Origin of the sequence: Bradyrhizobium sp. AUGA SZCCT0222, from assembly GCF_018130205.1 — a bacterium.
Lineage (GTDB): Bacteria > Pseudomonadota > Alphaproteobacteria > Rhizobiales > Xanthobacteraceae > Bradyrhizobium.
The window spans coordinates 36,680-58,967 of sequence record NZ_JAFCLX010000026.1 but is presented as its reverse complement, the minus strand read 5'-3'; the positions used below and the strand labels follow the sequence as shown (position 1 = coordinate 58,967).

Here is a 22,288-nt window from a genome sequence, read left to right as displayed (position 1 = left end):
TCGCTCGAAAACGCTCTAGCCCGCCGCCGACTGCGCACGGCCCAGCAAGCCGCGCTGTTCGGCCACCGCGTGCGCCTCGTCGAGCGCCGCCGCCACGGCGTCCATCATCTCGTCGATCTGCTCCGGCGTGATGATCAGCGGCGGACAGACGAACACCGCGTCGGGACCGGCGCGGACGATGACGCCGCGCGCCATCGCGCCCTGCTGGATCAAGGCGCCGATACCTTCGGCCGGCGGCAGCGGCCGGCGTGTGGCCTTGTCGGCGACCAGTTGCAGCGCGCCGATCAGTCCAACGCCGCGCGCCTCGCCCACCAGCGGATGCGAGCCGAGCGCGCGCAGCCGCGATTGCAGATGCGGTGCGAGCGCCTTCACCTGCGAGACGATGTCGCGCTCCTTGTAGATGCGCAGCGTTTCCAGCGCGACGGCGGCGGCGACGGGGTGACCGGCATAGGTGAAGCCGTGGGCGAAATTGCCGAGCTTGCCGGCATGCTTGGTGATGGTTTCGGCGATGGTGTCGCTGATGATGGTGGCCGAGATCGGCAAATAGGCCGATGACAGCGCCTTGGCGACGGTCATGATGTCGGGCTCGATGCCGAACGTATCGCAGCCGAACATCTCCCCGGTGCGGCCGAAGCCGCAAATCACCTCGTCGGCGATCATCAGGACGTCGTACTTGCGCAGCACCTGCTGGATGCGCGGAAAATAATCGGCCGGTGGCACGATGACGCCGCCTGCCCCGTTCACGGGCTCGGCGATGAAGGCGCCGATCGTATCCGGCCCCTCGCGAATGATCATGTCTTCCAGATTGGCGACGAGGCGGTCGACGAACTGCGCCTCGCTCTCGCCCGGCCGGCCGTACAAATAATGGCTCGGGCAATCGGTCCGCAGGATGCCGCCGACCGGCAGATCCCATTCGACGTGGTTGGCGGCCAGCCCGGTCATGCTGCCGGAAAACACCGTGATGCCGTGATAGCCGCGCACGCGGCCGATGATGCGCTTCTTGCGCGGCCGGCCCAGCGCATTGTTGTAGAACCATACGATCTTCGCCGCCTGGTCGTTCGCCTCGGAGCCGGAATTGGCGAACAGCACCTTGCCGAGCCCCTTGGGCACGATCTTCAAAAGCTCCTCCGCGGCCTCGATGCTGGGCTCGGTCGAGCGGCTGTTGAAGATGTGGTAGGTCGGCAATTGCTCCATCTGGCGGCGCGCGGCTTCGACCAGGCGCTTTTCGCTGAAGCCGAGCGAGGTGCTCCACAGCCCGGCCATGCCCTCGAGATAGCGCTTGCCGGTTTCGTCGTAGACATAAACGCCCTCGCCGCGCGCGATGACGAGCGGCCCGTCGGTCTTGTGCTTGTCGAGATTGGTATAGGGATGGATCAGCGAGGCGACATCGCGAGCCGCCAGGGAGTTGGGTCTGCCCGTCATTGGATTAATGCTCCGTTTCTTGTTGATCGGTGGGAGCAGACCACGAAAAGCGTGTTCCCGCCATTTCGCATTCTAGAGCCTTTTCCGTTCCGATTGAATCGGAACGGGGCTCTAGATTCTTGATTTGACGCGTTTTCTTGACGCGAACCGGTAGCCACTTCGCTGGAAAACGCTCTGCCCTCAGCCACCGCGCGCCGACAGGAATCCGTTGAGGAAACTGCCGAGATTGCGGCGCAGGGCGTCGACGGCATAGCCGCCTTCCTGAATGATGACGCTGGGCAGCTTTTGCGCCCCGACCCGCGCCCCGATGGCGCCGAAGCCCGCGGTGGTGACCCGCATCATTTCTGACGAATCTTCCTCGAATGCATCGAGGCCGAGCGCCACGACGCAAGCCTCCGGCTCGAACGCCCTGACGGCTGCGAGCGCGTGGTCCAGGGCCTCCAGATAGGGCTCGTCTGATGTGCCTAGCGCCAGCGGCAGATTGAGATTCTTGCCGAACCCCTCGCCCTCGCCGCGTTCTCCGGCATAGCCGACCTGCCAGGGATAACCGGTATTCGGATCGCCATGGATCGAGACGGTCAGGACGTCGCCACGTTCCCAGAAGATGCCCTGCGTGCCGTTGCCATGGTGCACGTCGACGTCGAGCACGGCGACGCGGGCGAACCGGCCGCGCAGATGCTGGGCCGCGAGCGCGGAGTTGTTGAGATAGCAATAGCCGCCGGCCAGATCGGAATAGGCGTGGTGGCCGGGCGGTCGGCACAGCGCGTAGCTTTCGGACGCGCCGCTGCGCACGGCGTCCGCCGCTTCCAGCGCGCAATTCGCCGAAGAGGCGATCGCGCGCCAGCTGTGCGGGCCGATCGGCACCGAATTGCCCGAGAGGAAGAAGCCGAGCTGGCCCTCGAAACTTGTCGGCAGCGTCTTCATCTGCCGCATGGCGTAGCTGTTGGCCAGAACGAACGGGCCGCGCGGCTCGGGCAAGGTCTGCCAATTGTCATAGGCGTTGGCGAGGAAGTGGATATAGCGCGGGTCGTGCACGCTGAGCAGCGCGTCGCGGCCAAAATCGCGCGGCGTGCGGATCTCGTGCGCGCCATCGCGCAACGCCGCCAGCAACTGGTTGGCCCGCTCGGGCGATTCCCGCACCGCGATTTTTACGCCGCGCGAGATGAAATGATCGGGATCGTGCAGCGCATTGTCATCCGAATAGACGGCCAGCATCGAATAGAAGACTCCTCGTAATCCTGCGTTCCGAGCGGAGCAAATTCTATGCCGCGTGCCAATCCCTCACGCAGGGCATGGCCGCAAAAGTGTCGCCAAACATCAAGTCAAAAGAATGCGTGCGGTCCGCGCTGCCGGCGTGAAGAGGCGCGGGATCGTGAACGCCCGTGGAATTCAGGGTTGGTTCAGTTCGTCACGATCTTGGCGATGCAGAGCAGGATGACAAGGGCGAGGAACAGCAGGTCGATATAGGCCTTGATCTCGCCGGCGTGGCGGAGCCCGCTGACCTCAGCGACGATCTGCTTGCGCGAGGCCGCGGCGGCAGCGGCGGTGCTCGGCCCCTCGGCGGCGACCTTGGCCAGACGCCGCGCCTCGATCTCCAGCCGCTCGATGCGCTGGAAGAAATAGAACGAACGCAGCGCCGAGGTCGCGTGCATGGCGGCATAAACCAGCACGAGGATCGCCACCACCGCGCGCTGCGGATATTTGTCCAGGAAGTTAAGGGCGAAATAGACCAGCGCCAGGAACACGAAGTTGGAGACGAATCGATAGGCGTAGCCCAGGAAAATCATTCATGTGCCCCGGATAGATTTGGAAGTGCCGAATTACGGTCATCGGACCGGGTGGCCGGCGATGCCCTGTTGTTTTACGCGAACGGTGTAACAGCAAGGCTTCTTCCGCCTGCCCGGGCGATTCCCAACTGTTTCGCCACCGTGGCACTGCGAAGAATCACGCGTTTCTCACCGAATCGATTGGGTTGGGCCCAAACTGCATGATTTTGTGGTGCGCTCGGAGGGACTCGAACCCCCACGATTTTACTCACTGCCACCTCAAGGCAGCGCGTCTACCAATTCCGCCACGAGCGCTTGGGATACCGGCTGGAAGGATTTAAGGCCTGCCGGATCAACGGCGCCGATGTAACAAATCAGAGATGGAGGGACAAGGCGGTTTTGCGACCGAATAACTACCTAACACCCGGTAATTTCGGCAGCATTTGCTTGACTTCGACCGCGATCCGGTTGCGATCGACCAGGACCACGCCGGAAGCCACCGGAAGGTTGTTGGCGAGGATCTTGACCTCGTCCGCCTCGGTGGCGTCCAGTTCGATGATGGCGCCGCGGGAAAGCCGCATCACCTGGTGGATGGGCATCGTGGTGGTGCCGAGCACCACCATGAGATCGACGCTGACTTTATCGAGGGTGGCCACTACGAAACCGCCAAACTTGGACTAGATCTTGGACTAATTGGGTGGTTTCACCTGACCACGTTATGGTTAGCCAATGGTTAATGACCGCCAAAGCCTTGATTTGACGACCTTCGCGCAAGCCCCTGATGGCAGCGATGTCGAATGGTGGATTGCGGCCAAAGCGGTGCCCTACCCCGACGCCGTGGCCGAGATGGAGATGCGGGCGGCTGCGATCGCGGCCGGGCAAGCGCCCGAGCTGGTGTGGCTGTTGGAGCATCCGCCGCTCTACACGTCCGGAACCAGCGGCAAGGCCGGCGATCTCCTGGACCCGCGCTTTCCGATGTATGAGACCGGCCGCGGCGGCCAGCTCACCTATCACGGCCCCGGCCAGCGGGTGGCCTATGTGATGCTCGATTTGAAGCGGCGGCGGCCGGACGTGCGGGCCTATGTCGCTGGGCTGGAGGAATGGATCATCCGCACGCTGGCCGCCTTCAACGTGCGCGGCGAACGCCGCGAGGACCGCGTCGGGGTCTGGGTCAACAGGCCGGACAAGGGCCACGGCCATGAGGACAAGATCGCGGCGATCGGCGTGCGGCTGCGGCGCTGGGTCTCGTTCCACGGCATCGCCATCAATGTCGAGCCGGAGCTGTCGCATTTTTCCGCGATCATCCCCTGCGGCGTCGTCGATGCCAGATACGGCGTCACCTCGCTGGTCGATCTCGGCCTGCCCGTGACGATGGAAGACGTCGACGTCGCGCTCCGGCAGGCCTTTGAGGACGTGTTCGGCGCGACCAGGGCCCGACTGCCGGAAGCAACTATCTAGGACTTACGCCGCCTCTTGCTGCGGCGGCACCTCCAGCTTGCCCGCGATGTAGCGGCGCTCCTGCGTCAGGCCGCCGAAACCGTAAGCATCGCCCTTGACCTCGTCGACATGCGCGTAGCTCTCGTGGTGCAGCGGCCCGAGCAGTTCGCCCATGCGCTGGAAAACCGCGGCGAGATAAGCGGCCTTCTCATCCTTGGTGTTGGTGCCCTCGCTGACATGGACGTCGAGCCAGAAGCTGGCGAGGCTCTGTTCGGCCAGCGACTTTCCGCCGGCGAACCAGTCCGCGGCGTCGACCGCGCGGACGATCACGGCTGTGACCTTGGGATCCTTGCGCAGGATTCGCGCAGTGAGATCACTGACGGCGGTGGCGATTTCGGCCTTCAATGAAGGTGCCTTGCGGAAGCTCGAATAGGTGACGGTGATGAGCGGCATGATGGTTCTCCCTGGTGTCGTTTGCGTCCCCCATACCTAGACTTATCAGCATCATTTTGGTATCTTATCTCTGTTCATAACAATGATAACCATTAGTGATGATGCCATGGGCACGCTGGATATCGACACCGTTCAGGCCTTCCTGCTGGTCGCCGAGCTGCAGAGTTTTACCCGCGCCGCCGAGGCGCTCGGCACCACGCAGGCCGCCGTCAGCCTGAAGCTGCAGCGGCTGGAAAGCGTGCTCGGCAAGCGGCTGGTCGAGCGCTCGCCGCGCGCGGTGACGCTCACCGCCGATGGCACGGCGTTCCTGCACCATGCCCGCGTGCTGATGGAGGCGCATGACCGCGCGCTGTCGGGCGAAAAGCCGGCGCGGCAGCAATTGTCGCTCGGGATCAGCGATCACGCCGCGGGTGCGGAACTGGTGCCGCTGCTGGAACGGCTGCATGCGATGTCCTCGCAGATGTCGCTGGCGGTGACGATCGGCTTTTCGCGGGCGATGCTCGATGCCTACGATTCCGGCGAACTCGATGCCGTGGTGGTGCGGCAGGAGGGCAGCCGCCGCGGCGGCGAGCAACTGACCGAGGACGAATTCGGCTGGTTCGCCGCGCCGCGCTTCGTCTGGCCGCGCGGTGACGCCCTGCAACTGGCGACGCTGGCACCACCCTGCGGCGTCCGCGCCATCGCCGTCCGCGCGCTCGACAAGGCCGGCATCCCCTGGATCGAGGCGTTTGTCGGAGGCGGCGTCACGGCGGTGGTCGCAGCTGCCCAGGCTGGGCTTGCGGTCGCGCCGCTCGCCCGGAGGATTGCGCCGGCGGGGCTGGTCGATATCGGTTTGGTGCAGAAGCTGCCAAGGCTTGGAACGTCCAAGGTAATGTTACACTCGAAGGTCAGTGATCCCGTCAAACTCACCGCGCTGCGGACGCTGGCGGCGACGTTTCGCAGTGTGGTTACGGTTTCCCGCGCAAGCACTTGAGTATCCCCGCATTCTACAAGATCGCGTCGAACGCGCTGCGCAGCGTTTCGTGGCGGAACTTGAAGCCATTCATCAGCGCCTTGTTCGGCAACACCCTCTGCCCGCCGAGCAGAAGCTCATTGGCAAAATCGCCGCCGACCCAGCGCAGCAATGCATCCGGAATCCGGAACACCGCGGGCCGATGCAGCCGCCGGCCGAGTTCTTCGGTGAACTTCAAATTGGTGACCGGTATCGGCGCGGTGGCGTTGATCGGCCCGGAGATGCCGGGGCTGGCGATCACATGGGCGATCAGGCGCACGAGATCGTCGCGCTCGATCCAGGACATCCACTGCTTGCCTGACCCGAGCGGTCCGCCGAGGCCGAACTCGAACGGCGTCAGCATCCGCGTGATGAAGCCGCCATCGGTTCCGATCACGAGGCCGATCCGCAAGTAAGCTACACGCACGCCATGTTCGGCCGCCGGGCTCGCCGCACGCTCCCAGGCGTCGCACAATTCATGGCTGAAGCAGGCGTGGGATTTGGCGGACTCGGTCAGCACCTGATCCTGCCACAGCCCGTACCAGCCGATCGCGGAGCCGGACACCAACACCTTTGGCTTGCGTTCGAGACGGCCAATCAAATCAACGACATCGCTGGTCATCTGAATCCGGGATTCGAGGATCTTGCGGCGCTTTGCCTCCGTCCACAGCCCGTTGCCGATCGGCTCCCCGGCGAGATTCACGATGGTGTCGATTTTGGCATCGGCCGGAATCTGATCGAGGCTGGTGATCAGCGTGATCGGCAGCGGCAGTTCCGCTTTCGCCGGGTTACGGACCAGCGCAATGACCTGATGGCCCGACGCGGTCAGACTCGCGACCAGGCGGCTGCCGATGAAGCCGGTGGCGCCGGTGACGAGCACGGTCTGGTGATCAGGCAGTTTCTCCACGAGGCCAGCCGCAGGCGCGCTGGTCATCCGCCCGAGACGCCGGGCCGCGGTAAAATCCCGCAATCCGCACAACGCCGCGCCGACGGCAGCCGCCGCCGCTGTCATGCTGAGCCATCCCGTGTAGGCCGATTTGACCCCGGTCGGCTGCATTGCCCAGTCGATCAGGACCGGCAGCAGCAACACCAGGATGGCGCCGTAATTGATCGCCAGCAGCGTGTGGTTGATGCGCTCGCTCGCCGGCAGTTTCCGGCTCATGTCCTCCTCGACAAAATCCAGCAGCGTGATGATGACTTCCGCGACCAGCACCGCGATGATGGCCATCGCGAAAATGCCGTACACTTCCAGCCAGCCGAGCACCAGGAACAGGAACGCGTACATCATGTTGCGCACGCCGTGCAGCTGCAGCTCGTAGCGCTGCGACGGGCGCCAGGCCAGCCGCTCGGTCAGCTCATGGTGATAGAACGTGTCGAACACGCCCATCACGATCTGAATGGCGATCAGGGTCCATAGCAACGATGTCATGACGCGGCCTCCCGGAACACGGCGGACTGACGAATGAGCCTGCCAAAGCGCGGATGAACGATATCGAGCGTGAAGCGGAACGTGCCGCCGCCGAGATCGGAATGGGTTACGGTGAGATCGCCCGGCGTCAGCCAGTCCGGCAACGCCAGCCGCAGCGGCCCGACCTGGAACGAGTAGCCGACACTGCGAAACACCAGCGCTTCGTGCTCGACGAAGATCCGCAGCGCCATGCTGATGCCGTGGCCGACATATTCCTCGAGCCCGGTCGGCCCGGCGAAGCGTTTCGAGGAGTGAATGACTTGCGGAAATCCGTGCGAGCGGGCGCAGATGCGGGTCCAGATCTGGCCGCCGCTCGCTGCGTCCTCCGTCACCGTCACCACCATCGGGACGCCGGTCTCCGCCCCGGTCGGCAGCGGCCCGCCGACGAGCCGCGCCAACTGCGCGAGCCACCAGCCAATCCTGTTGAAATAGGCCTCCTCGACCTCGCCGACATAGACGACGGTTGCACCATCAACGTGGCGCTTGGAGAAGCGCCGCCAGATCGCCAGCGGCAATCGCCCCCAATCGGCATCGGACAGCAGCGCGTGGAACCTGTTGTCGTCGAGCAGTATGTCGCTGGAAGGCTTGTGATGCGGATGGGACGCTGGAAGTCTTGAGATCCTGATTGCTGACGCCATCGAACGCTCCTGCTACTCTCCCGCCACTCGCTGCCTATTTGGTTTTTCCCATCGGCAGGAAGCTGACGATCTTCTCGCCAAGCTTGATCAGGGCGACCAATCTCGGCCGCGGCACTTTCAGCATCTGCATGTACCAGCGGTCGACCAGCTCGGTGAATTCCAGCATCTCCCTCAGCCGCTTGCTCGCGACCGCGCTGATGGTCGGATCGTCGGCGGCATCGGAAACGCAGGCGCGCAGCGCATCGACCGCAGGGTCGATCTCGCGCTCCTTGCGGCGGGACGCGATCCGCGCCGCCACTTCCCAGATATCGGTCTCCGCCTCGTAATGATCGCGGCGGTCGCCCATGATCGGCACCCGGCGGATCAGGTTCCAGGACAGCAGCTCCTTGATGGAGTTGGAGACGTTGGACCTGGCCATGCCGAGCGTCTCCGCGATATCCTCGGCCGTCATCGGCGCCTCGGCGAGGTACAGCAGGCCGTGGATCTGGCTGACCGAGCGGTTGACGCCCCACTCGTCCCCCATGTCACCCCAGTGCAGGATGAACCGCTCGACGGCGGCCGGGAGTTTCTTCTTTTCGGTTATTTCTGTCATGACAGAAACATCTGACATTTCTGGATCGACGTCAAGACCCTTCATCGGACCGAGCCTTCGCCAAAGCGAGCCGCGCCTGCCCGATCGCGCCCCGGCTAAAATGTGCCTAAAACTTGTCCATTGCCGGAACCATCCGGCATCCCGCGCGTTTCGGCCCACTAGGTTAGGGATTCAAATGTCTGAAAAAGACCAGCGACAGCAGCGGGATCTGTTCGAAAGCGAACGCAGTTTCCGGCTTCTGGTCGAGGGCGTCGCCGACTACGCGCTGTACATGCTCGACCCTACCGGCATCGTCACCAGCTGGAACATCGGCGCTCAACGCATCAAGGGTTATGCACCCCAGGAAATCCTGGGCCGGCACTTCTCCGCTTTTTACACCGATACCGATCGCGCCAATGGCAAGCCCACGCGTGCGTTGCGCATCGCGCGCGAAACCGGCCGCTATGAGGAGGACGGCTGGCGCGTCCGCAGGGACGGCACCTTCTTTTGGGCCAGCGTTGTCATCGACCCGATCTACGAGGACGGCAGGCTGGTCGGCTTTGCCAAGATTACCCGCGACATCTCCGAACGCCGCGAGGCCCAGCTCAAGCTCGATCAGATGCAAGCGCAGTTGGCGGAATCCCAGAAGCTGGACGCGCTCGGCCAACTGACCGGCGGCGTGGCGCACGATTTCAACAATCTCCTGATGATCGTCAGCGGCAGCCTGCATACGCTCAGGAAGGGAGCCTCCGACGATCCCAAGATGCAGCGCGCGCTAGCCGCTATCGACGGGGCGACAAAGCGCGGCGCCGCACTGACCAGCCAGCTGCTGACATTCGCCAGGCGACAAAGCGTCAATCCGCAAACGGTCGATGTCACCGAAAGAATCAAGACGGTGCGCGATGTTCTCCACACCGGCGTCGGCGGCACGGTGACACTGCAATTCGACCTCGACCGCAGCGTCTGGCCGGTCATGGTCGATATCACCGAACTCGAGACCGCGCTCGTCAATCTTGCGATCAACGCCCGCGACGCCATGCCCGACGGAGGCATCATCAAGGTTGCTGCCCATAACACAGGGCTGAGCGAGGAAGCCCATAGCGGCGACTATGTCGCCATCTCCGTGACGGATACCGGCACCGGCATCGCGCCTGACGTGCTGAGCAAGATATTCGATCCCTTTTTTACGACCAAACCGATCGGCAAGGGCACCGGATTGGGTCTTTCGCAGGTGCACGGTTTCGTTCATCAGGCCGGCGGAACGGTCAGGGTTGCCAGCGAACTCGGCAAGGGTACCAAGATCACGATCCTGCTGCCGCGACAGCATGGCGGCCTGGCGGTTGACGATGTCAGCGTAACCGAATCCAGTGGAAGCGGCACCGTGCTGCTGGTCGACGACAATCCGGAAGTCGCCGCTGTCAGCACCAGCCTGCTCGAACAACTCGGCTACACCGTCCGCAGGGTAGAGAATGCCGAGGCCGCCCTGCGCGAGATCGAGCGCGACGGGATCGACCTCGTATTCACCGACATCGTGATGCCGGGCAAAATGGACGGCCTCGGCCTGGCGCGCCGCCTCAAGGCGATGCGGCCCCAGCTGCCCATTCTGCTGGCGACCGGCTATAGCGATGCCGCCTTGAACGTGCGCGGCGATTTTCCCATTCTCCGCAAGCCCTACGAGATCCATCAGTTGAGCCAGGCAATCGCAAAATTGCCGCGGTGACCGGCGGCCCGCGCCGTCCGGGTTCCACCGGGATCCCGGCCGAAATGCCGGCTTCTCCGTTGTTTTCCTGACCTATTCATTAACCGCATTGCCACCTATTGGCCGGTAGATTCCGGCCACGCATTCAGCTTGCCGGTCAGAATGATTTGGCGCTCCCCCATCAAGGCGGAAGATGCCCGATCGACACCTCGCAAACCAAAGCGGCCTCCTGCGGCGGATCACCCCGGGGATGGTCGTGGTGTTCTTTGCGCTGGTCATGACGGCCTGCATTCTGGGCGTCGTGGTCTGGAAGGCGCTCGAAGCCAAGTCGGCCGCGCTGTCGCGCGGCTCCACCGACATCAAGAACCTCGCCCATTCCCTCGCCGAACACGCCGCACACACCATTCAGGCGGCCGACATCGCGATGGGTGGCATGGTCGACCTGCTCATGTATCAAAGCCCCCTGCCGGAGCGGTTCAACAAATACATGGCCGACACCGTGGCCGCGCTGCCGCAAATACGCGAAATCGGCGTGCTCGATACCAACGGCAATTGGCGCTACTCATCCCTGCCCGAGACTCCGCGCTACAACAATGGCGACCGGCCGTACTTCGCCTACCATCGCGACACCGCCGGCAAGGCGCTTCGTATCAGCGAAATGTTTCAATCCCGCCTTACCGGGCGACCGACCATCCTGCTCTCAAAGCGTGTAACCAAGCAGGACGGCAGCTTTGGCGGCGTGCTGACAGCCGCGATCGATAGCGATTACTTCAGCGGCTTCTACAGCGCATTCCAGCTCGGCCCCGACGGCGGAATCAGCCTGCTGCGCAATGACGGCGCCGTCCTGTCCCGCTGGCCGCTTTCGAACAGGAGTGCCGACCTTTCCAAAACGGACTTGTTTACGAAACACCTCAAGCTGAGCCCGGTCGGGTATTATAAGATCACCTCGCCGTTCGATGGCGTCGTCAAATATTTCGGATACGAGGGAACGCCGCAATATCCGCTGATCATCACGGTGGCGATGTCCGAGGACTGGTTGCTCTCAGCCTGGTCGACCGCATTGCGCACCGACGCGCTTGTGGCAACGGTCCTCCTCTGCATGATCGTCCTGCTCGCGGCATTGCTTTCGGCGCAGTTCAATTTTCGGATCAAAACCGAACGCGCGCTGCGGCAGAGCGAGTCGCACTATCGCCTGCTCGCGGACAATATCGCCGACGTCGTCATCCTGCTCAATGGCCGCGGCACGCTTCGTTATGTGTCCCACTCTGTCGAACAGATGCTGGGCGTTCGCCCGCAGGACCTCGTCGGCAAATCCTGCTTCGACATGGTTCACGCCGAGGACAAGCAAGGCGTGATGGCCGCGAGCGCCCGGCTGAACGGTTCGGGCGCCGTCAGCACAGCCGAGTTCCGGACCTACCGTGCCGACGGATCGATCGTGTGGGTCGAAAGCAACTTCAAGCAGGCATCGGAACGCGACAATCCCGCCGAGGCCGAATTTGTCGGCGTGCTGCGCGACATCACGGAACGCAAGCGGATGGAGGATGAGCTGAACCTGCTCAACCGCCGCCTGACCCAGCTCGCGGCCACCGACGGCCTGACCGGATTGACCAACCGCCGCACCCTCGATGGTTTTCTGGCGCGCCAGTACGAAGCCTGCGAAGAGATCTCGGTGCTGCTGTTCGATATCGACAACTTCAAGGGTTACAACGACACCTACGGACACCAGGCCGGCGATCGCTGCCTGCAGGCCGTCGCCCGCGCCATCGGCGATGCGACATCGAATACATCGGGCCTCTCCGCGCGCTATGGCGGCGAGGAATTCGCCGTCGTGCTGCCGAACATTTCCGAAGACGATGCATTGAAGGTCGCCGAATCGATCCGGCTGACCGTGCGCGCCCTCGGCCTTCCCAACACCGCCGCCACCCGTGGCTTCGTCACCATCAGCGTCGGCATTGCAAGCCGGACGCGCTCGACGCCTGGTGAAGCCGCGCTGGTCGGAGAAGCCGACGCCGCGCTTTACGAAGCCAAGCGGCTCGGCCGCAATCGCAGCTTCGTCTATTCATCGCCGGTCCTGCGATATGTCGAGGCCGGGTCGATCCAGCACGATCCGGAACCGGCGCCCGGCGAACGGAAGCTGGCGCATTAACGCGCGTGATCGCGGATCAAGGTCTTCGACGAGACCGTCCACATATTAGTTCTGCATATCAGCCCCGCTGCCATAGCAACCGGATTTAGCGCGTGCGCACAAATTATATGCGGCGCGCGTCAGCCTGGACCCTTCTCGTGCCACATTGATCCAGAACAATCGTTCTGCTGAAACACCACAGGTTCCGCCAATGAAAATATCAGATTTCACCTGCCCATCCTGCACATCGGCTTACGAGGTCGCTGAATCAAGTTTACCGATTGGACGGCCGGGTCGGGTTGAATGCGCGACCTGCGGCCAGCTTCTCGATATGTGGCAGGATCCCAAGCTGAGAGCCTATCGGCTGGTGATGTCGTCGGAACACAAGTACCGGCACATCGATGTGCCGCCCTCTCCGATTCGCGCGACCGCATAGACTGACACCGCATCGCGCCTGTCATCGAACGCGCGTAATCTCCGCCGGCCAGCATCGGCCATGAGGAGACGGCGAGATGACCAAACCCGAATTCATTTCCGCTGAAATCGGGACGCGGGTCACGGCACACGCGCTGCATGTTGGCGACCGCATCAATACGATCGGCTTCGAAACGGAAGCGCTCTCGGCGATCCCGCTTGCGATCAGGGTTGACACGAGCGGCGTCGCAGTTCTGTTCCGCTACGGTGTGGCGGTGCTGATCGGCCTTGCGTCGGAAGAACAAAGCCGCTTCCTGGAAACACTGAAACCCCGAATCGACGGCAAACTGGCGCGCCGTGAAGAGGAAGCCGCCATTCTCGCCTTCGCCGGTGAGGGTGAGACCGAGGATCAGGTCCTGTCCGGCGGCCCTATACAGTTGCGCGACATGTCGCCGGCAAGGCTTCTTGTCGTGGCCGACGTGCTGGCCAAGAGCGTCGTGCTGGCGCACGACGAGCGCGAAGTGGCGAAGGTATTCGAGATCATCGAACCGTTTGCCAAGGAGCTGGCAGATCACGGACGAACTAGGCGTGATCGAAAAGGCGTCATGCAACTGATCGGAAGCGCCCTTCTGGTCCAGCACAGGGTATCCGGCCGCGTTGCGATCGGAGAAAAGCCTGACGCTCTGTGGGATCGTCCCGACCTCGAGCGGCTTTACGCCCGGCTTGAAGACGAATACGAGCTCAAGGAGCGCCTCGATGCCCTCAACCGGAAGCTTGCTGTGGTCGCGGAGACGGCCAACACCCTTGCCGATATCATCGACACGCGCCGAACCCTGCGCCTCGAACTCATCATCGTCGGGCTGATTGCGTTCGAAGTCATCATCACGCTGTATCAACTTTACACCGGCAAGGGTCACTGACGCCGGGCTTGGCCAGACTCCCCCTCGCTATCGCGTCCCCGGCCGCCACGACAGATCATCCGACCACAGATAGATCGCGATCGCGGCAAGGCACAGCACGAGGCCGACCCAGAACATCGGCGAATGATGGACACGCCTCCAATCGCGTTCAGTTGTTGGCGGCTTCATGGATCACCTCGTTGGCGGGTTTCGGCCAGTGGCAACTATGGCAACGAACTTGATCCGCGCCAATGTCAGATCGTCGGCAACAGCGAGAAACGCTCCCCCGGCCGCAGCAGTTTCAGCGCGTCGGGATGAGCGTCCTCTTCCCTTACCGCGTCGACCCGCGCCATCGGCGGCCCGCGCCGGCACGCTGCGATCATGTCGGCGACGACGTCCGCAGGCCCGGCGAACAGCGCCTCGACGCTGCCGTCCCTGCGATTGCGTACCCAGCCCTCGACATCACGTGTCATCGCCTCGTCCGCGACCCAGGCACGGTAGCCGACGCCCTGTACCCGGCCCGTGACCGTCACATGGCGGATCGCGCCGCTCATCTATTTCTTCAGCCCGAGAAATTCGGCGCTGCGCGCCTTCACATCGGCTTCGCGCATGGCCCGGCCGGTCAACTCAGTTGATGCGAGGCCTTTGAGGTTCTTCGGCGAGGTGCCCTCGCGCAGTGCTTTCAACGTTTCGTACACGGCCTGCGTGGCGGCGGCGAAAGGCGTGTGTCCCTGCAGCGCAATCTTCACCCGCTGACTGCTGAGAAAGGCCGCATCATCGAGTTCGCCCTGGGTATTGCCGAGCACGATCGGCAGCGTCGTCGCCGCTGCAATCGCCTCGACCTCCCGGCGCGTCGTCAGCCCGGTGAAGAACAGCGCATCGACGCCGGTGGCGTTGTAGGCCTTGGCGCGCACCAGGCATTCCTCGAAGCTCGCCGCCGACGGGCCACCGCCGCGCGTTCCGGTGCGGCCCATGATGACCAGCGCGGGATCGCTGCGCCCGTCCAGCGCCGCCTTCATCTTGCCGACGCCCTCCTCGAGCGGGATCAGTTGCGGCTCCGAGACGCCAAAGGCCTGCGGCAGCAGCGTGTCCTCGATGGTGAGGCCCGCAGCACCCGCGGTCTCCAGTTCCTGCACGGTCCGGCGGACATTGAGCGCATTGCCGTAACCATGGTCGGCGTCGACCAGCACCGGCAACGCCGCGGCGCGCGACATCCGGCGCATCTGTTCGGCGAGTTCGGTGAGCGTGATCAGCGTGATGTCGGGATCGCCGAGCACCGCCAGCGAGGCGACCGAGCCGCCGAACATGCCAAGTTCGAAGCCCAGGTCTTCGGCGATACGGACGGAAACCGGATCGTAAACCGAACCCGGGCGGATGCAGGTCGATCCGTTGAGGATGGAACGCAATGCGGCGCGGCGTTGGCGGAAGGCCATTGGGCTACCTCAGTTCTATCCGCCGTCATTGCGAGCGCAGCGAAGCAATCCATTCTTTCTTTATGCCGCGCTATGGATTGCTTCGCTGCGCTCGCAATGACGGTGGTTGTGTTGCCTAAGCAAACTCCAAAATCAGCGCGTCCACCGCGAGCGTGGCGCCGGCGGCGGCGTGAATCTTCTTCACGGTGCCGTCGCGTTCGGCGCGCAGCACGTTCTGCATCTTCATCGCCTCGACCACGGCCAGCGTTTCGCCGGCCTTGACCTCCTGCCCTTCGACAACCGCGATCGACACCACGAGACCGGGCATCGGGCACAGCAGCTTCTTGCCGGTATCGGCCGCCGACGTCACCGGCATCAGCCGGGCGGCCGCCGCCTCGCTCTCGGTGAAGACGTTGACCGGGACTTCAAAGCCCTGATGCGCCAGGCGGATGCCGTTCGGGATCGCCCGCACCTGCATCGCCACATAATGGCCGTCGATGGTGCCCTGCCAGACCGGCACGCCCGGCGTCCAGTTCGAGACCAGTTGATGCGGATTGCCCGGCAGATCGTCGGCGCCGATGAAGCGCACCGTGATGCCGTCAGCCTCGCGCGCGACGTCGAGCGCGATTTCCGCGCGGTCGAGCCACACCGCACGCCGGCGCTCGCGCTGTACCGGCCGGCCGTTCAGCTGGCCGGAAATCTGCCGCTTGCGTTCGCCGATCACATGATCGATCGCAGCCCCGACCGCCGCCAGCCGCCGCGCGATCTCGCCTTCGGGCGGCCGCGCCGCAAATCCCTTCGGGAACTCCTCGGCAATGAAGCCGGTGGACAAATTACCCTCGCGCCAGCGCGGATGGCTCATCAGCGCCGACAGGAACGGAATGTTGTGACGGATGCCGTCGATATAAAACGAATCCAGCGCCGCCGACTGCGCCTCGATCGCGGCCGCCCGCGACGGCGCATGCGTCACCAGCTTGGCGATCATCGGATCGTAATGGATCGAGATCTCGCCGCCCTCCTGCACGCCGGTGTCGTTGCGGACCGTGATGCCGTCATGGCTCGCTTCCGCGGGCGGGCGGTATTTCACCAGCCGGCCGATCGAGGGCAGGAAATTGCGGAACGGATCTTCGGCATAGACGCGCGATTCCACCGCCCAGCCGGTCAGCGTGACGTCCTTCTGCGCGATGACAAGCTTTTCGCCGGCGGCGGAGCGGATCATCTGCTCGACCAGATCGATGCCGGTGATCAGTTCGGTGACGGGGTGCTCGACCTGCAGGCGGGTATTCATTTCCAGGAAGTAGAAGCTCTTGTCCTGGCCGGCGACGAACTCCACCGTGCCGGCGGAATCATAATTCACGGCCTTGGCCAATGAGACCGCCTGCTCGCCCATCTTGCGGCGGGTGGTCTCGTCGAGCAGCGGCGACGGCGCCTCCTCGATGACCTTCTGGTTGCGGCGCTGGATCGAACATTCGCGCTCGCCGAGATAGATCACGTTGCCATGCTTGTCGCCCAGCACCTGGATCTCGATGTGGCGGGGATCGACGATGAATTTCTCGATAAAGACGCGGTCGTCGCCGAACGAGGATTTGGCCTCGGCCTTGGCCAGATTGAAGCCTTCGGCGACTTCGGATTTCGAATGCGCGATGCGCATGCCCTTGCCGCCGCCGCCGGCGGACGCCTTGATCATCACGGGATAGCCGATCTCGTCGGCGATCTTCACCGCATGCTTTTCGTCCTCGATGACGCCGAGATGTCCCGGCACCGTCGAGACCTTGGCCTTGGCGGCGGCCTTCTTGGATTCGATCTTGTCGCCCATCGCGGCGATGGCGCCGGGGTTCGGACCGATGAAGACGACGCCCGCCTCGGCCAGCGCGCGCGGAAAGGATTCGCGCTCGGACAGGAAGCCGTAGCCCGGATGTACCGCCTGCGCCCCGGTCTTGCGGCAGGCCTCGACGATCTTCTCGATCACAAGGTAACTCTCGGACGCGGCCGGTGGGCCGATCAGCACCGCGTCATCGGCCATTTCGACATGGACCGCATCACGGTCGGCCTCGGAATACACGGCTACCGTTTCGATCCCCATGCGCCGCGCAGTCTTGATGACCCGGCAGGCGATCTCGCCGCGATTTGCGATCAGAATTCGTTTGAACATGTGCTTCTTGCTTGAGCTTTACTTGAAGGCTTGGGGCAGGATCCTCACCCGCAATGTGACATGCGGGGACGCGGCTAACAAACCCGTCGTACAGCAAAAATCGACCGAGGCAACGGTCCAGTTTCGAGCCGGCTTCTCAAGGCTGCCGCCGCCGGCGCCAGTCAGCCCGAATAGCTGTGAAACCGGCCGCGCGTATAGGCGTGCGACACCGCTTTCATCAGTTCGCCGACCTCGGTTTCCAGATATTCGTTGGCCACGATCAGCGCGCGGATGGTCGCGCGCATATCCCCGCCACAGGCCGAAATGGCCTGATCCACCGCCATTTCCAGTTCGTCATTCGGTTCGGTGGCTGGCTGGGAGGAAGGGGGCATGGAGTTGATCTCGCGACGGAGCGCTATGTTCCTATTTTGTTCTCATGAAGTCAATGAATATGCGCAGCGCATGACGCGATGTCACTCGCTTGTGGATGGAGCAGCACGGCCTCGGCCATTTCCGCCGCGTCCGCGTTGCATTACATCTTGTGGATGTCCAACGACGCATTGATTGCCGCCTATTCGGCTCCGGGTCGGCACTATCACAATCTGGCGCATATCGAAGATTGCCTCGACCTATTGTCGTCCGTCGATAACCTTTCCGTGGCCGAGCGTGATCTGCTTGTTCAGGTCATCTGGTGGCACGACGCGGTTTACGATCCTAAGAAATCGGACAATGAAGAACAGAGCGCCCTGCTTGCCGAGCAAGCCGTGTCATCGGATATCCGAGAGCAAGTCGGCCGGCTAATCCGCCTCACAAAGTCCCACCAGGTCGCGCCCGGCGACCGCCTCGGCGCGATTCTGATTTCGATCGACCTCAGCATATTGGGGGCTGAACCAGACCGGTACGACGCCTATGCCGCGTCGATCCGGAAGGAATTTTCTCATGTTCCGGATGCCGCCTACCGGTCCGGGCGCTCCGACGTCCTCCGGCGCTTCATGGCGAGGCCCGTCATCTTCCCAGACCCCGGTTTTGCAACGCGATACGACCAGCGCGCCCGCGCGAACATGGCGAGAGAAATCGCTTCGCTGAATGGCTGGTGACCCCCCTATCCCGACGCCGGCATGTGCTAAGAAGGCTCCCTTCGCCAGGTTGCAAATGATCCTTTAAGTCTCTCTGGAGTGGTAGCGTCCTAATCGGCCCACGATTTCCCCGACCAATCACCAAGAGGCCCCCGCGACCAATGGAACCGAATATCGAGATCGCGAAAGCTCAGGAGCGAGAGACCCGGATTCGAAAGCGGACCGGATGGCTGGTGGCCGTCATCGTGTTTTTGGCGATGTACGCGGTAGCCGCCAGCAGCGATCACACCTGGGGCCTGGCGCTGGGATGGCTGCCTTCGGCTTTCCTCGCTGCACCATTAGGCTGGACGGTATACTGCGTTCCCTGGATCTTCAGTGTGATTGCGGCCCTCATCGCGCTCCTTGGCCTAGGTGCATAGTTATTCCTCCCATTGCACGCGCCCGTGCTAGAAGGTCGTGCCCGCCGAAATGCATTTGAAGTGAGACAATGCGATTCCTGATTTTCTTTGTCGCGATGCTGCTCGCGACATCTCCCCCCGTATCTCAGGCTTGGGCCGCCACGGCGACCGTCAGGGATGGCGGCACGCTTCAACTGGGCAACGTTACCTACCGGCTCGACGGGATCGACGCCCCGGCGTTCGATCAGCTCTGCATCGACGAACACGCCGACAGCTGGGCCTGCGGCATCGAGGCGCGCGATCAACTGGTCAAGCTGATCGGTGGCCGCCAGGTCCGCTGCGACGATCTCGGCGCCGATCCCACTTTCAAGAAGCGGCGCCTCGGCGTGTGCAAGATCGAGGGCGGCGACCCCACCAGCCTCAGCCAGTTGCTGGTCCGCCAGGGCTTCGCCCTGAATATCGACGCCTCTGCAACCGGGCGTTTCAAGACCGACGAGGCCCGCGCCAAAGACGACCGTCAGGGACTTTGGAAAGGCTGTTTCGCAGCGCCGCAAGATTTCCGCCGCGGCCAGAAGGACGGCACGCTGCTCGGCGCCGCATGCCGCGCCGACCGCGACCGCCAGATTCGCGAGGCGCTATTCCCCGAGGATTTCGTGATGCCGTCCGGCTGCAACATCAAGGGCAAGTTCGCGGTCCGCGCCCGCGTCACCGGCAATCTCGGCATCTATCATCTGCAGGCCTGCCGCAGCTATCCGGGACTGACCAATCCGGACCGGTGGTTCTGTTCCGAAGAGGACGCCCAGGCCAGCGGGTTCCGCAGAGCCTATAATTGCCGGCCCCCCGCCAAGAGCAAATGAAAGCAAATGATGCTGGCAAACCTTGCGCCTCTTGTGTGAGAGTGCCGCAAGAGGCTTGCGGGCGCGTATGACTCCTCCTGATCATTCCAACCCACTTCCTGAAGCAGCCGCTGCGGAAAGGCTGCGTCAACATCTCGAAGAAATCGCGCGCGAGCGCGACCGGGCTCATCGCGCGCTGCAGGAACGCGAGGCGGAGCTGGCGCGGATCCAGCGAATAGCCCGTGTCGGCGGCCTCGAAATCGATTTTCGCGACGGCGTCAAGAACCACCGCTCTCCGGAATACCTCCTCGTTCACGGGCTGCCGCCTGAGGCGGCCAGCGAGACCTATGGGGACTGGGTCAGCCGAATCCACCCCGAAGATCGCGAGCGGACGATCAAACATCTGTTCGGCGTGCTGCGGAGCGAGAGCCAGGACTATTCGGCCGAATACCGCATCATCCGGCCGAATGATGGCGACATCAGATGGATCCGTGTCGTTGCCAAGATCGAGCGCGGCCGCGACGGTCGCGCGCTGCGCCTGGTCGGCGCCGATCTCGACGTGTCAGGTCAAATGCTGGCCCAGGAAACGCTGCGCGAAAGCGAGGAGCGCTTCCGCCTGATCGCCGACAGCGCCCCCGTCCCGATCTGGGTCACCAAGCTCGACCGCACGCGCTCTTTCGCCAACCAGGCCTATGTCGATTTCCTAGGATTGCCGTTCGAGCAGGCGATCGGGTTCGACTGGCGCAAGGTGCTGCATCCGGACGATCTGCCGCGTATCCTGCAGGAATCGGTCGCCGGCGAGGCCTCACTGAAGCCGTTCGTGCTGGAGGCCCGCTACAAGCGCGCCGACGGCGAATGGCGCTGGCTGAGGTCGGAATCCCAGCCGCGCTGGGACCCGACCGGAAACCACATCGGCTTCATCGGCGTCGCCCACGACATCACCGCCGCCAAGCAGGCCGAAAGCGATCTGCGGAGGCTGAACGAAACCCTGGAACTGCGGATTACCGAGCGGACGGCGCAACTGGAATCCAACGAAGCCCAGATGCGCGCGATTTTCGAGACCAGCCATCAGTACCAGGCGCTGCTCAATCCACATGGCGATGTGCTCTACGCCAACAAGACGGCGCTGGACGGCATTCGCGCCGACGCCGCCGACGTCATTGGCAAGCCGTTCTGGGAAACGCCGTGGTTTGGCGCCACCGAGGGCATGCCTGACGCCGTCCGCAATGCCTTCGTCGCGGTCATGGGAGGCGACGAGGTGAAGACCGAGATGCGGCTGCATCTGCCGGTCGGCGAGCGCTATTTCGACTTCGCGATGCGCCCCTTGCGCGACCAGCACGGCGCGGTCATCGGTGCGGTTCCGGAAGCCATCGATATCACCGAGCGCCGCAAGGGCGAGGAAGCGCTGCGGCAGTCGCAGAAGATGGAAGCGGTCGGCCAATTGACCGGCGGCGTCGCGCACGATTTCAACAATCTCCTGACCATCATCCGCTCGGCCACCGATTTTCTGCGCCGCCGCGACCTGCCGGATGAGCGGCGCCGGCGTTACATCGATGCGATTTCCGATACCGTGGAACGCGCCTCGAAACTGACCGCGCAATTGCTGGCGTTTGCCCGCCGGCAGCCGCTCAAGCCCCAGGTGTTCGATGTCGGCGCCCAGGTCGAAGCCGTCGCCCAGCTGGTTCGTCCGCTTGTCGGCCCCCGAATCAGGATCGAGGTCGATATTTCCGCGCCCGACTGCTTCGCGATTGCCGACATCGCGCAGTTCGAGACCGCGCTGATCAATCTCGCGGTCAACGCTCGCGACGCCATGGAGGGCGAAGGCCGGCTCGCGATAAGCGTCAGGAAGGCTCATTCCATCCCTGCCCTGCGTGCCCAGAGCGCGCGCAGCGGCGACTTCGTCGCCATCGCCATGACCGACACCGGCCTCGGTATCACCCCCGAGCACATCGAGGCGATCTTCGAACCGTTCTTCACCACCAAGGAAGTCGGCAAGGGAACCGGGCTCGGCCTCAGCCAGGCCTTCGGCTTTGCCAAGCAATCCGGCGGCGATATCGCTGTTATCAGCGAGCCCGGACAGGGCGCGACCTTCACCATCTACCTGCCGCAGGCCGCGGTGCCGACGCAGGCGGCGGAAGCCGCGGCCGCAGGCCAGGAGCCCGGCCCGCGCGGACGCGGCTACCGCGTTCTCGTGGTCGAGGACAATGACGATGTCGGACAGTTCTCCACCGAGCTGCTGGAGGACCTCGGCTACATGGTGCGCCGCGCCGACAATGCCGACACCGCGCTGGCGATCCTGGCCGAGGACGAGTTTGCCGCCGATCTGGTATTCTCCGACGTCATCATGCCCGGCATGAACGGGGTCGAGCTCGCCGGCGTCATTCGCGAACGTTATCCGGGCCTGCCTGTGGTGCTGACCAGCGGTTACAGCAACGTGCTGGCGGAAAACGCCCATCGCGGCTTCGAGCTGATCCAGAAACCCTATTCGGTCGAGTCGCTGTCGCGCATCCTGCGGAAGGCGATTTCAGACGCGCGGCTGTAGCGGCGGTCGG

The 22,288-nt window shown here is 63.5% G+C and carries 23 protein-coding genes and 1 tRNA gene; 10 read left to right on the top strand and 14 right to left on the bottom strand.

The genetic code is table 11. The annotated features are described in order from the left end of the window. Positions 1–15 precede the first annotated feature (15 nt). The 5 genes from JQ629_RS22310 to JQ629_RS22290 all read right to left on the bottom strand — a co-directional run bounded on the left by JQ629_RS22310 (position 16) and on the right by JQ629_RS22290 (position 3,844). On the bottom strand, positions 16–1,422 hold the full coding sequence (locus JQ629_RS22310) for an aspartate aminotransferase family protein (protein ID WP_212414470.1): 1,407 nt from the start codon (positions 1,420–1,422) through the stop codon (positions 16–18). A 180-nt stretch (positions 1,423–1,602) separates the two neighbouring features. Further along, positions 1,603–2,637 (bottom strand): histone deacetylase family protein, encoded by a 1,035-nt coding sequence (locus JQ629_RS22305; protein WP_212414469.1) that lies wholly within the window; start codon positions 2,635–2,637, stop codon positions 1,603–1,605. A 185-nt stretch (positions 2,638–2,822) separates the two neighbouring features. Further along, positions 2,823–3,209 carry a hypothetical protein gene (locus JQ629_RS22300; protein ID WP_212414468.1) on the bottom strand — a complete coding sequence of 129 codons (387 nt, stop codon included), beginning with the start codon at positions 3,207–3,209 and terminating at the stop codon, positions 2,823–2,825. A gap of 209 nt (positions 3,210–3,418) precedes the next feature. Continuing rightward, positions 3,419–3,503, bottom strand: a tRNA-Leu gene (locus JQ629_RS22295). Between the two features lie 98 nt (positions 3,504–3,601). Beyond that, a complete protein-coding gene (locus JQ629_RS22290; RefSeq protein ID WP_074276133.1) occupies positions 3,602–3,844 on the bottom strand; it encodes a FliM/FliN family flagellar motor switch protein in 243 nt (80 codons plus the stop codon). Between the two features lie 73 nt (positions 3,845–3,917). On the opposite strand from JQ629_RS22290, the gene lipB reads away from it, so the two are divergent. Then, positions 3,918–4,646: a lipoyl(octanoyl) transferase LipB gene (gene lipB / locus JQ629_RS22285; protein ID WP_212414467.1), complete on the top strand. Its 729-nt coding sequence runs from the start codon at positions 3,918–3,920 to the stop codon at positions 4,644–4,646. A gap of 3 nt (positions 4,647–4,649) precedes the next feature. Here the strand turns inward: lipB and JQ629_RS22280 are convergent, their stop codons facing one another. Beyond that, complete coding sequence (locus tag JQ629_RS22280) at positions 4,650–5,078, bottom strand: tautomerase family protein (RefSeq protein WP_212414466.1); 429 nt, start codon at positions 5,076–5,078, stop codon at positions 4,650–4,652. 106 nt (positions 5,079–5,184) lie between these two features. Between JQ629_RS22280 and JQ629_RS22275 the strand changes: the two genes are divergently transcribed. Beyond that, entirely contained in the window at positions 5,185–6,051 is an 867-nt protein-coding gene (locus JQ629_RS22275; RefSeq protein ID WP_212414465.1) for a LysR family transcriptional regulator, read from the top strand. 13 nt (positions 6,052–6,064) lie between these two features. Here JQ629_RS22275 and JQ629_RS22270 read toward each other — a convergent pair whose 3' ends face one another. The 3 genes from JQ629_RS22270 to JQ629_RS22260 are packed head-to-tail and all read right to left on the bottom strand — an operon-like array spanning position 6,065 to position 8,767. Further along, the gene (locus tag JQ629_RS22270; RefSeq protein WP_212414464.1) at positions 6,065–7,498 is read right to left on the bottom strand and encodes a TIGR01777 family oxidoreductase; all 1,434 of its coding nucleotides are present in this window, start codon (positions 7,496–7,498) and stop codon (positions 6,065–6,067) included. Further along, positions 7,495–8,175: a DUF4166 domain-containing protein gene (locus JQ629_RS22265; RefSeq protein WP_212414463.1), complete on the bottom strand. Its 681-nt coding sequence runs from the start codon at positions 8,173–8,175 to the stop codon at positions 7,495–7,497. The genes JQ629_RS22270 and JQ629_RS22265 overlap by 4 nt, the downstream gene beginning before the upstream one ends. A gap of 34 nt (positions 8,176–8,209) precedes the next feature. Further along, complete coding sequence (locus JQ629_RS22260; RefSeq protein WP_212388073.1) at positions 8,210–8,767, bottom strand: GbsR/MarR family transcriptional regulator; 558 nt, start codon at positions 8,765–8,767, stop codon at positions 8,210–8,212. Between the two features lie 175 nt (positions 8,768–8,942). On the opposite strand from JQ629_RS22260, the gene JQ629_RS22255 reads away from it, so the two are divergent. From JQ629_RS22255 to JQ629_RS22240, 4 genes are all read left to right on the top strand, one after another. Then, positions 8,943–10,466, top strand: coding sequence for a PAS domain-containing hybrid sensor histidine kinase/response regulator family protein (locus JQ629_RS22255; protein ID WP_249135209.1), 1,524 nt, complete (start codon positions 8,943–8,945; stop codon positions 10,464–10,466). Between the two features lie 172 nt (positions 10,467–10,638). Continuing rightward, positions 10,639–12,591, top strand: coding sequence for a diguanylate cyclase (locus JQ629_RS22250; protein ID WP_212414462.1), 1,953 nt, complete (start codon positions 10,639–10,641; stop codon positions 12,589–12,591). Positions 12,592–12,781: 190 nt separating this feature from the next. After that, positions 12,782–13,006 carry a zinc-ribbon domain-containing protein gene (locus JQ629_RS22245; protein ID WP_212414461.1) on the top strand — a complete coding sequence of 75 codons (225 nt, stop codon included), beginning with the start codon at positions 12,782–12,784 and terminating at the stop codon, positions 13,004–13,006. Between the two features lie 76 nt (positions 13,007–13,082). Beyond that, complete coding sequence (locus tag JQ629_RS22240; protein WP_212414460.1) at positions 13,083–13,904, top strand: RMD1 family protein; 822 nt, start codon at positions 13,083–13,085, stop codon at positions 13,902–13,904. Between the two features lie 27 nt (positions 13,905–13,931). On the opposite strand, the gene JQ629_RS22235 is transcribed toward JQ629_RS22240, so the two are convergent. The 5 genes from JQ629_RS22235 to JQ629_RS22215 form a co-directional block, all read right to left on the bottom strand. Continuing rightward, complete coding sequence (locus JQ629_RS22235) at positions 13,932–14,072, bottom strand: hypothetical protein (RefSeq protein ID WP_212414459.1); 141 nt, start codon at positions 14,070–14,072, stop codon at positions 13,932–13,934. Between the two features lie 65 nt (positions 14,073–14,137). Then, positions 14,138–14,437, bottom strand: coding sequence for an acylphosphatase (locus tag JQ629_RS22230; RefSeq protein WP_212414458.1), 300 nt, complete (start codon positions 14,435–14,437; stop codon positions 14,138–14,140). Then, complete coding sequence (locus JQ629_RS22225) at positions 14,438–15,316, bottom strand: isocitrate lyase/PEP mutase family protein (RefSeq protein ID WP_212414457.1); 879 nt, start codon at positions 15,314–15,316, stop codon at positions 14,438–14,440. Between the two features lie 115 nt (positions 15,317–15,431). Continuing rightward, complete coding sequence (locus tag JQ629_RS22220; RefSeq protein ID WP_212414456.1) at positions 15,432–17,447, bottom strand: acetyl-CoA carboxylase biotin carboxylase subunit; 2,016 nt, start codon at positions 17,445–17,447, stop codon at positions 15,432–15,434. Between the two features lie 161 nt (positions 17,448–17,608). Then, positions 17,609–17,818 carry a hypothetical protein gene (locus tag JQ629_RS22215; protein WP_212414455.1) on the bottom strand — a complete coding sequence of 70 codons (210 nt, stop codon included), beginning with the start codon at positions 17,816–17,818 and terminating at the stop codon, positions 17,609–17,611. Positions 17,819–17,971: 153 nt separating this feature from the next. On the opposite strand from JQ629_RS22215, the gene JQ629_RS22210 reads away from it, so the two are divergent. The 4 genes from JQ629_RS22210 (at position 17,972) to JQ629_RS22195 (ending at position 22,278) form a co-directional block, all read left to right on the top strand. Beyond that, complete coding sequence (locus tag JQ629_RS22210) at positions 17,972–18,523, top strand: HD domain-containing protein (protein WP_212414454.1); 552 nt, start codon at positions 17,972–17,974, stop codon at positions 18,521–18,523. 140 nt (positions 18,524–18,663) lie between these two features. Next, a complete protein-coding gene (locus tag JQ629_RS22205) occupies positions 18,664–18,921 on the top strand; it encodes a hypothetical protein (protein WP_212414453.1) in 258 nt (85 codons plus the stop codon). A 68-nt stretch (positions 18,922–18,989) separates the two neighbouring features. Continuing rightward, positions 18,990–19,757, top strand: coding sequence for a thermonuclease family protein (locus tag JQ629_RS22200; RefSeq protein WP_212414452.1), 768 nt, complete (start codon positions 18,990–18,992; stop codon positions 19,755–19,757). A 67-nt stretch (positions 19,758–19,824) separates the two neighbouring features. After that, positions 19,825–22,278: a hybrid sensor histidine kinase/response regulator gene (locus JQ629_RS22195; RefSeq protein WP_249135208.1), complete on the top strand. Its 2,454-nt coding sequence runs from the start codon at positions 19,825–19,827 to the stop codon at positions 22,276–22,278. Positions 22,279–22,288: the final 10 nt, after the last annotated feature.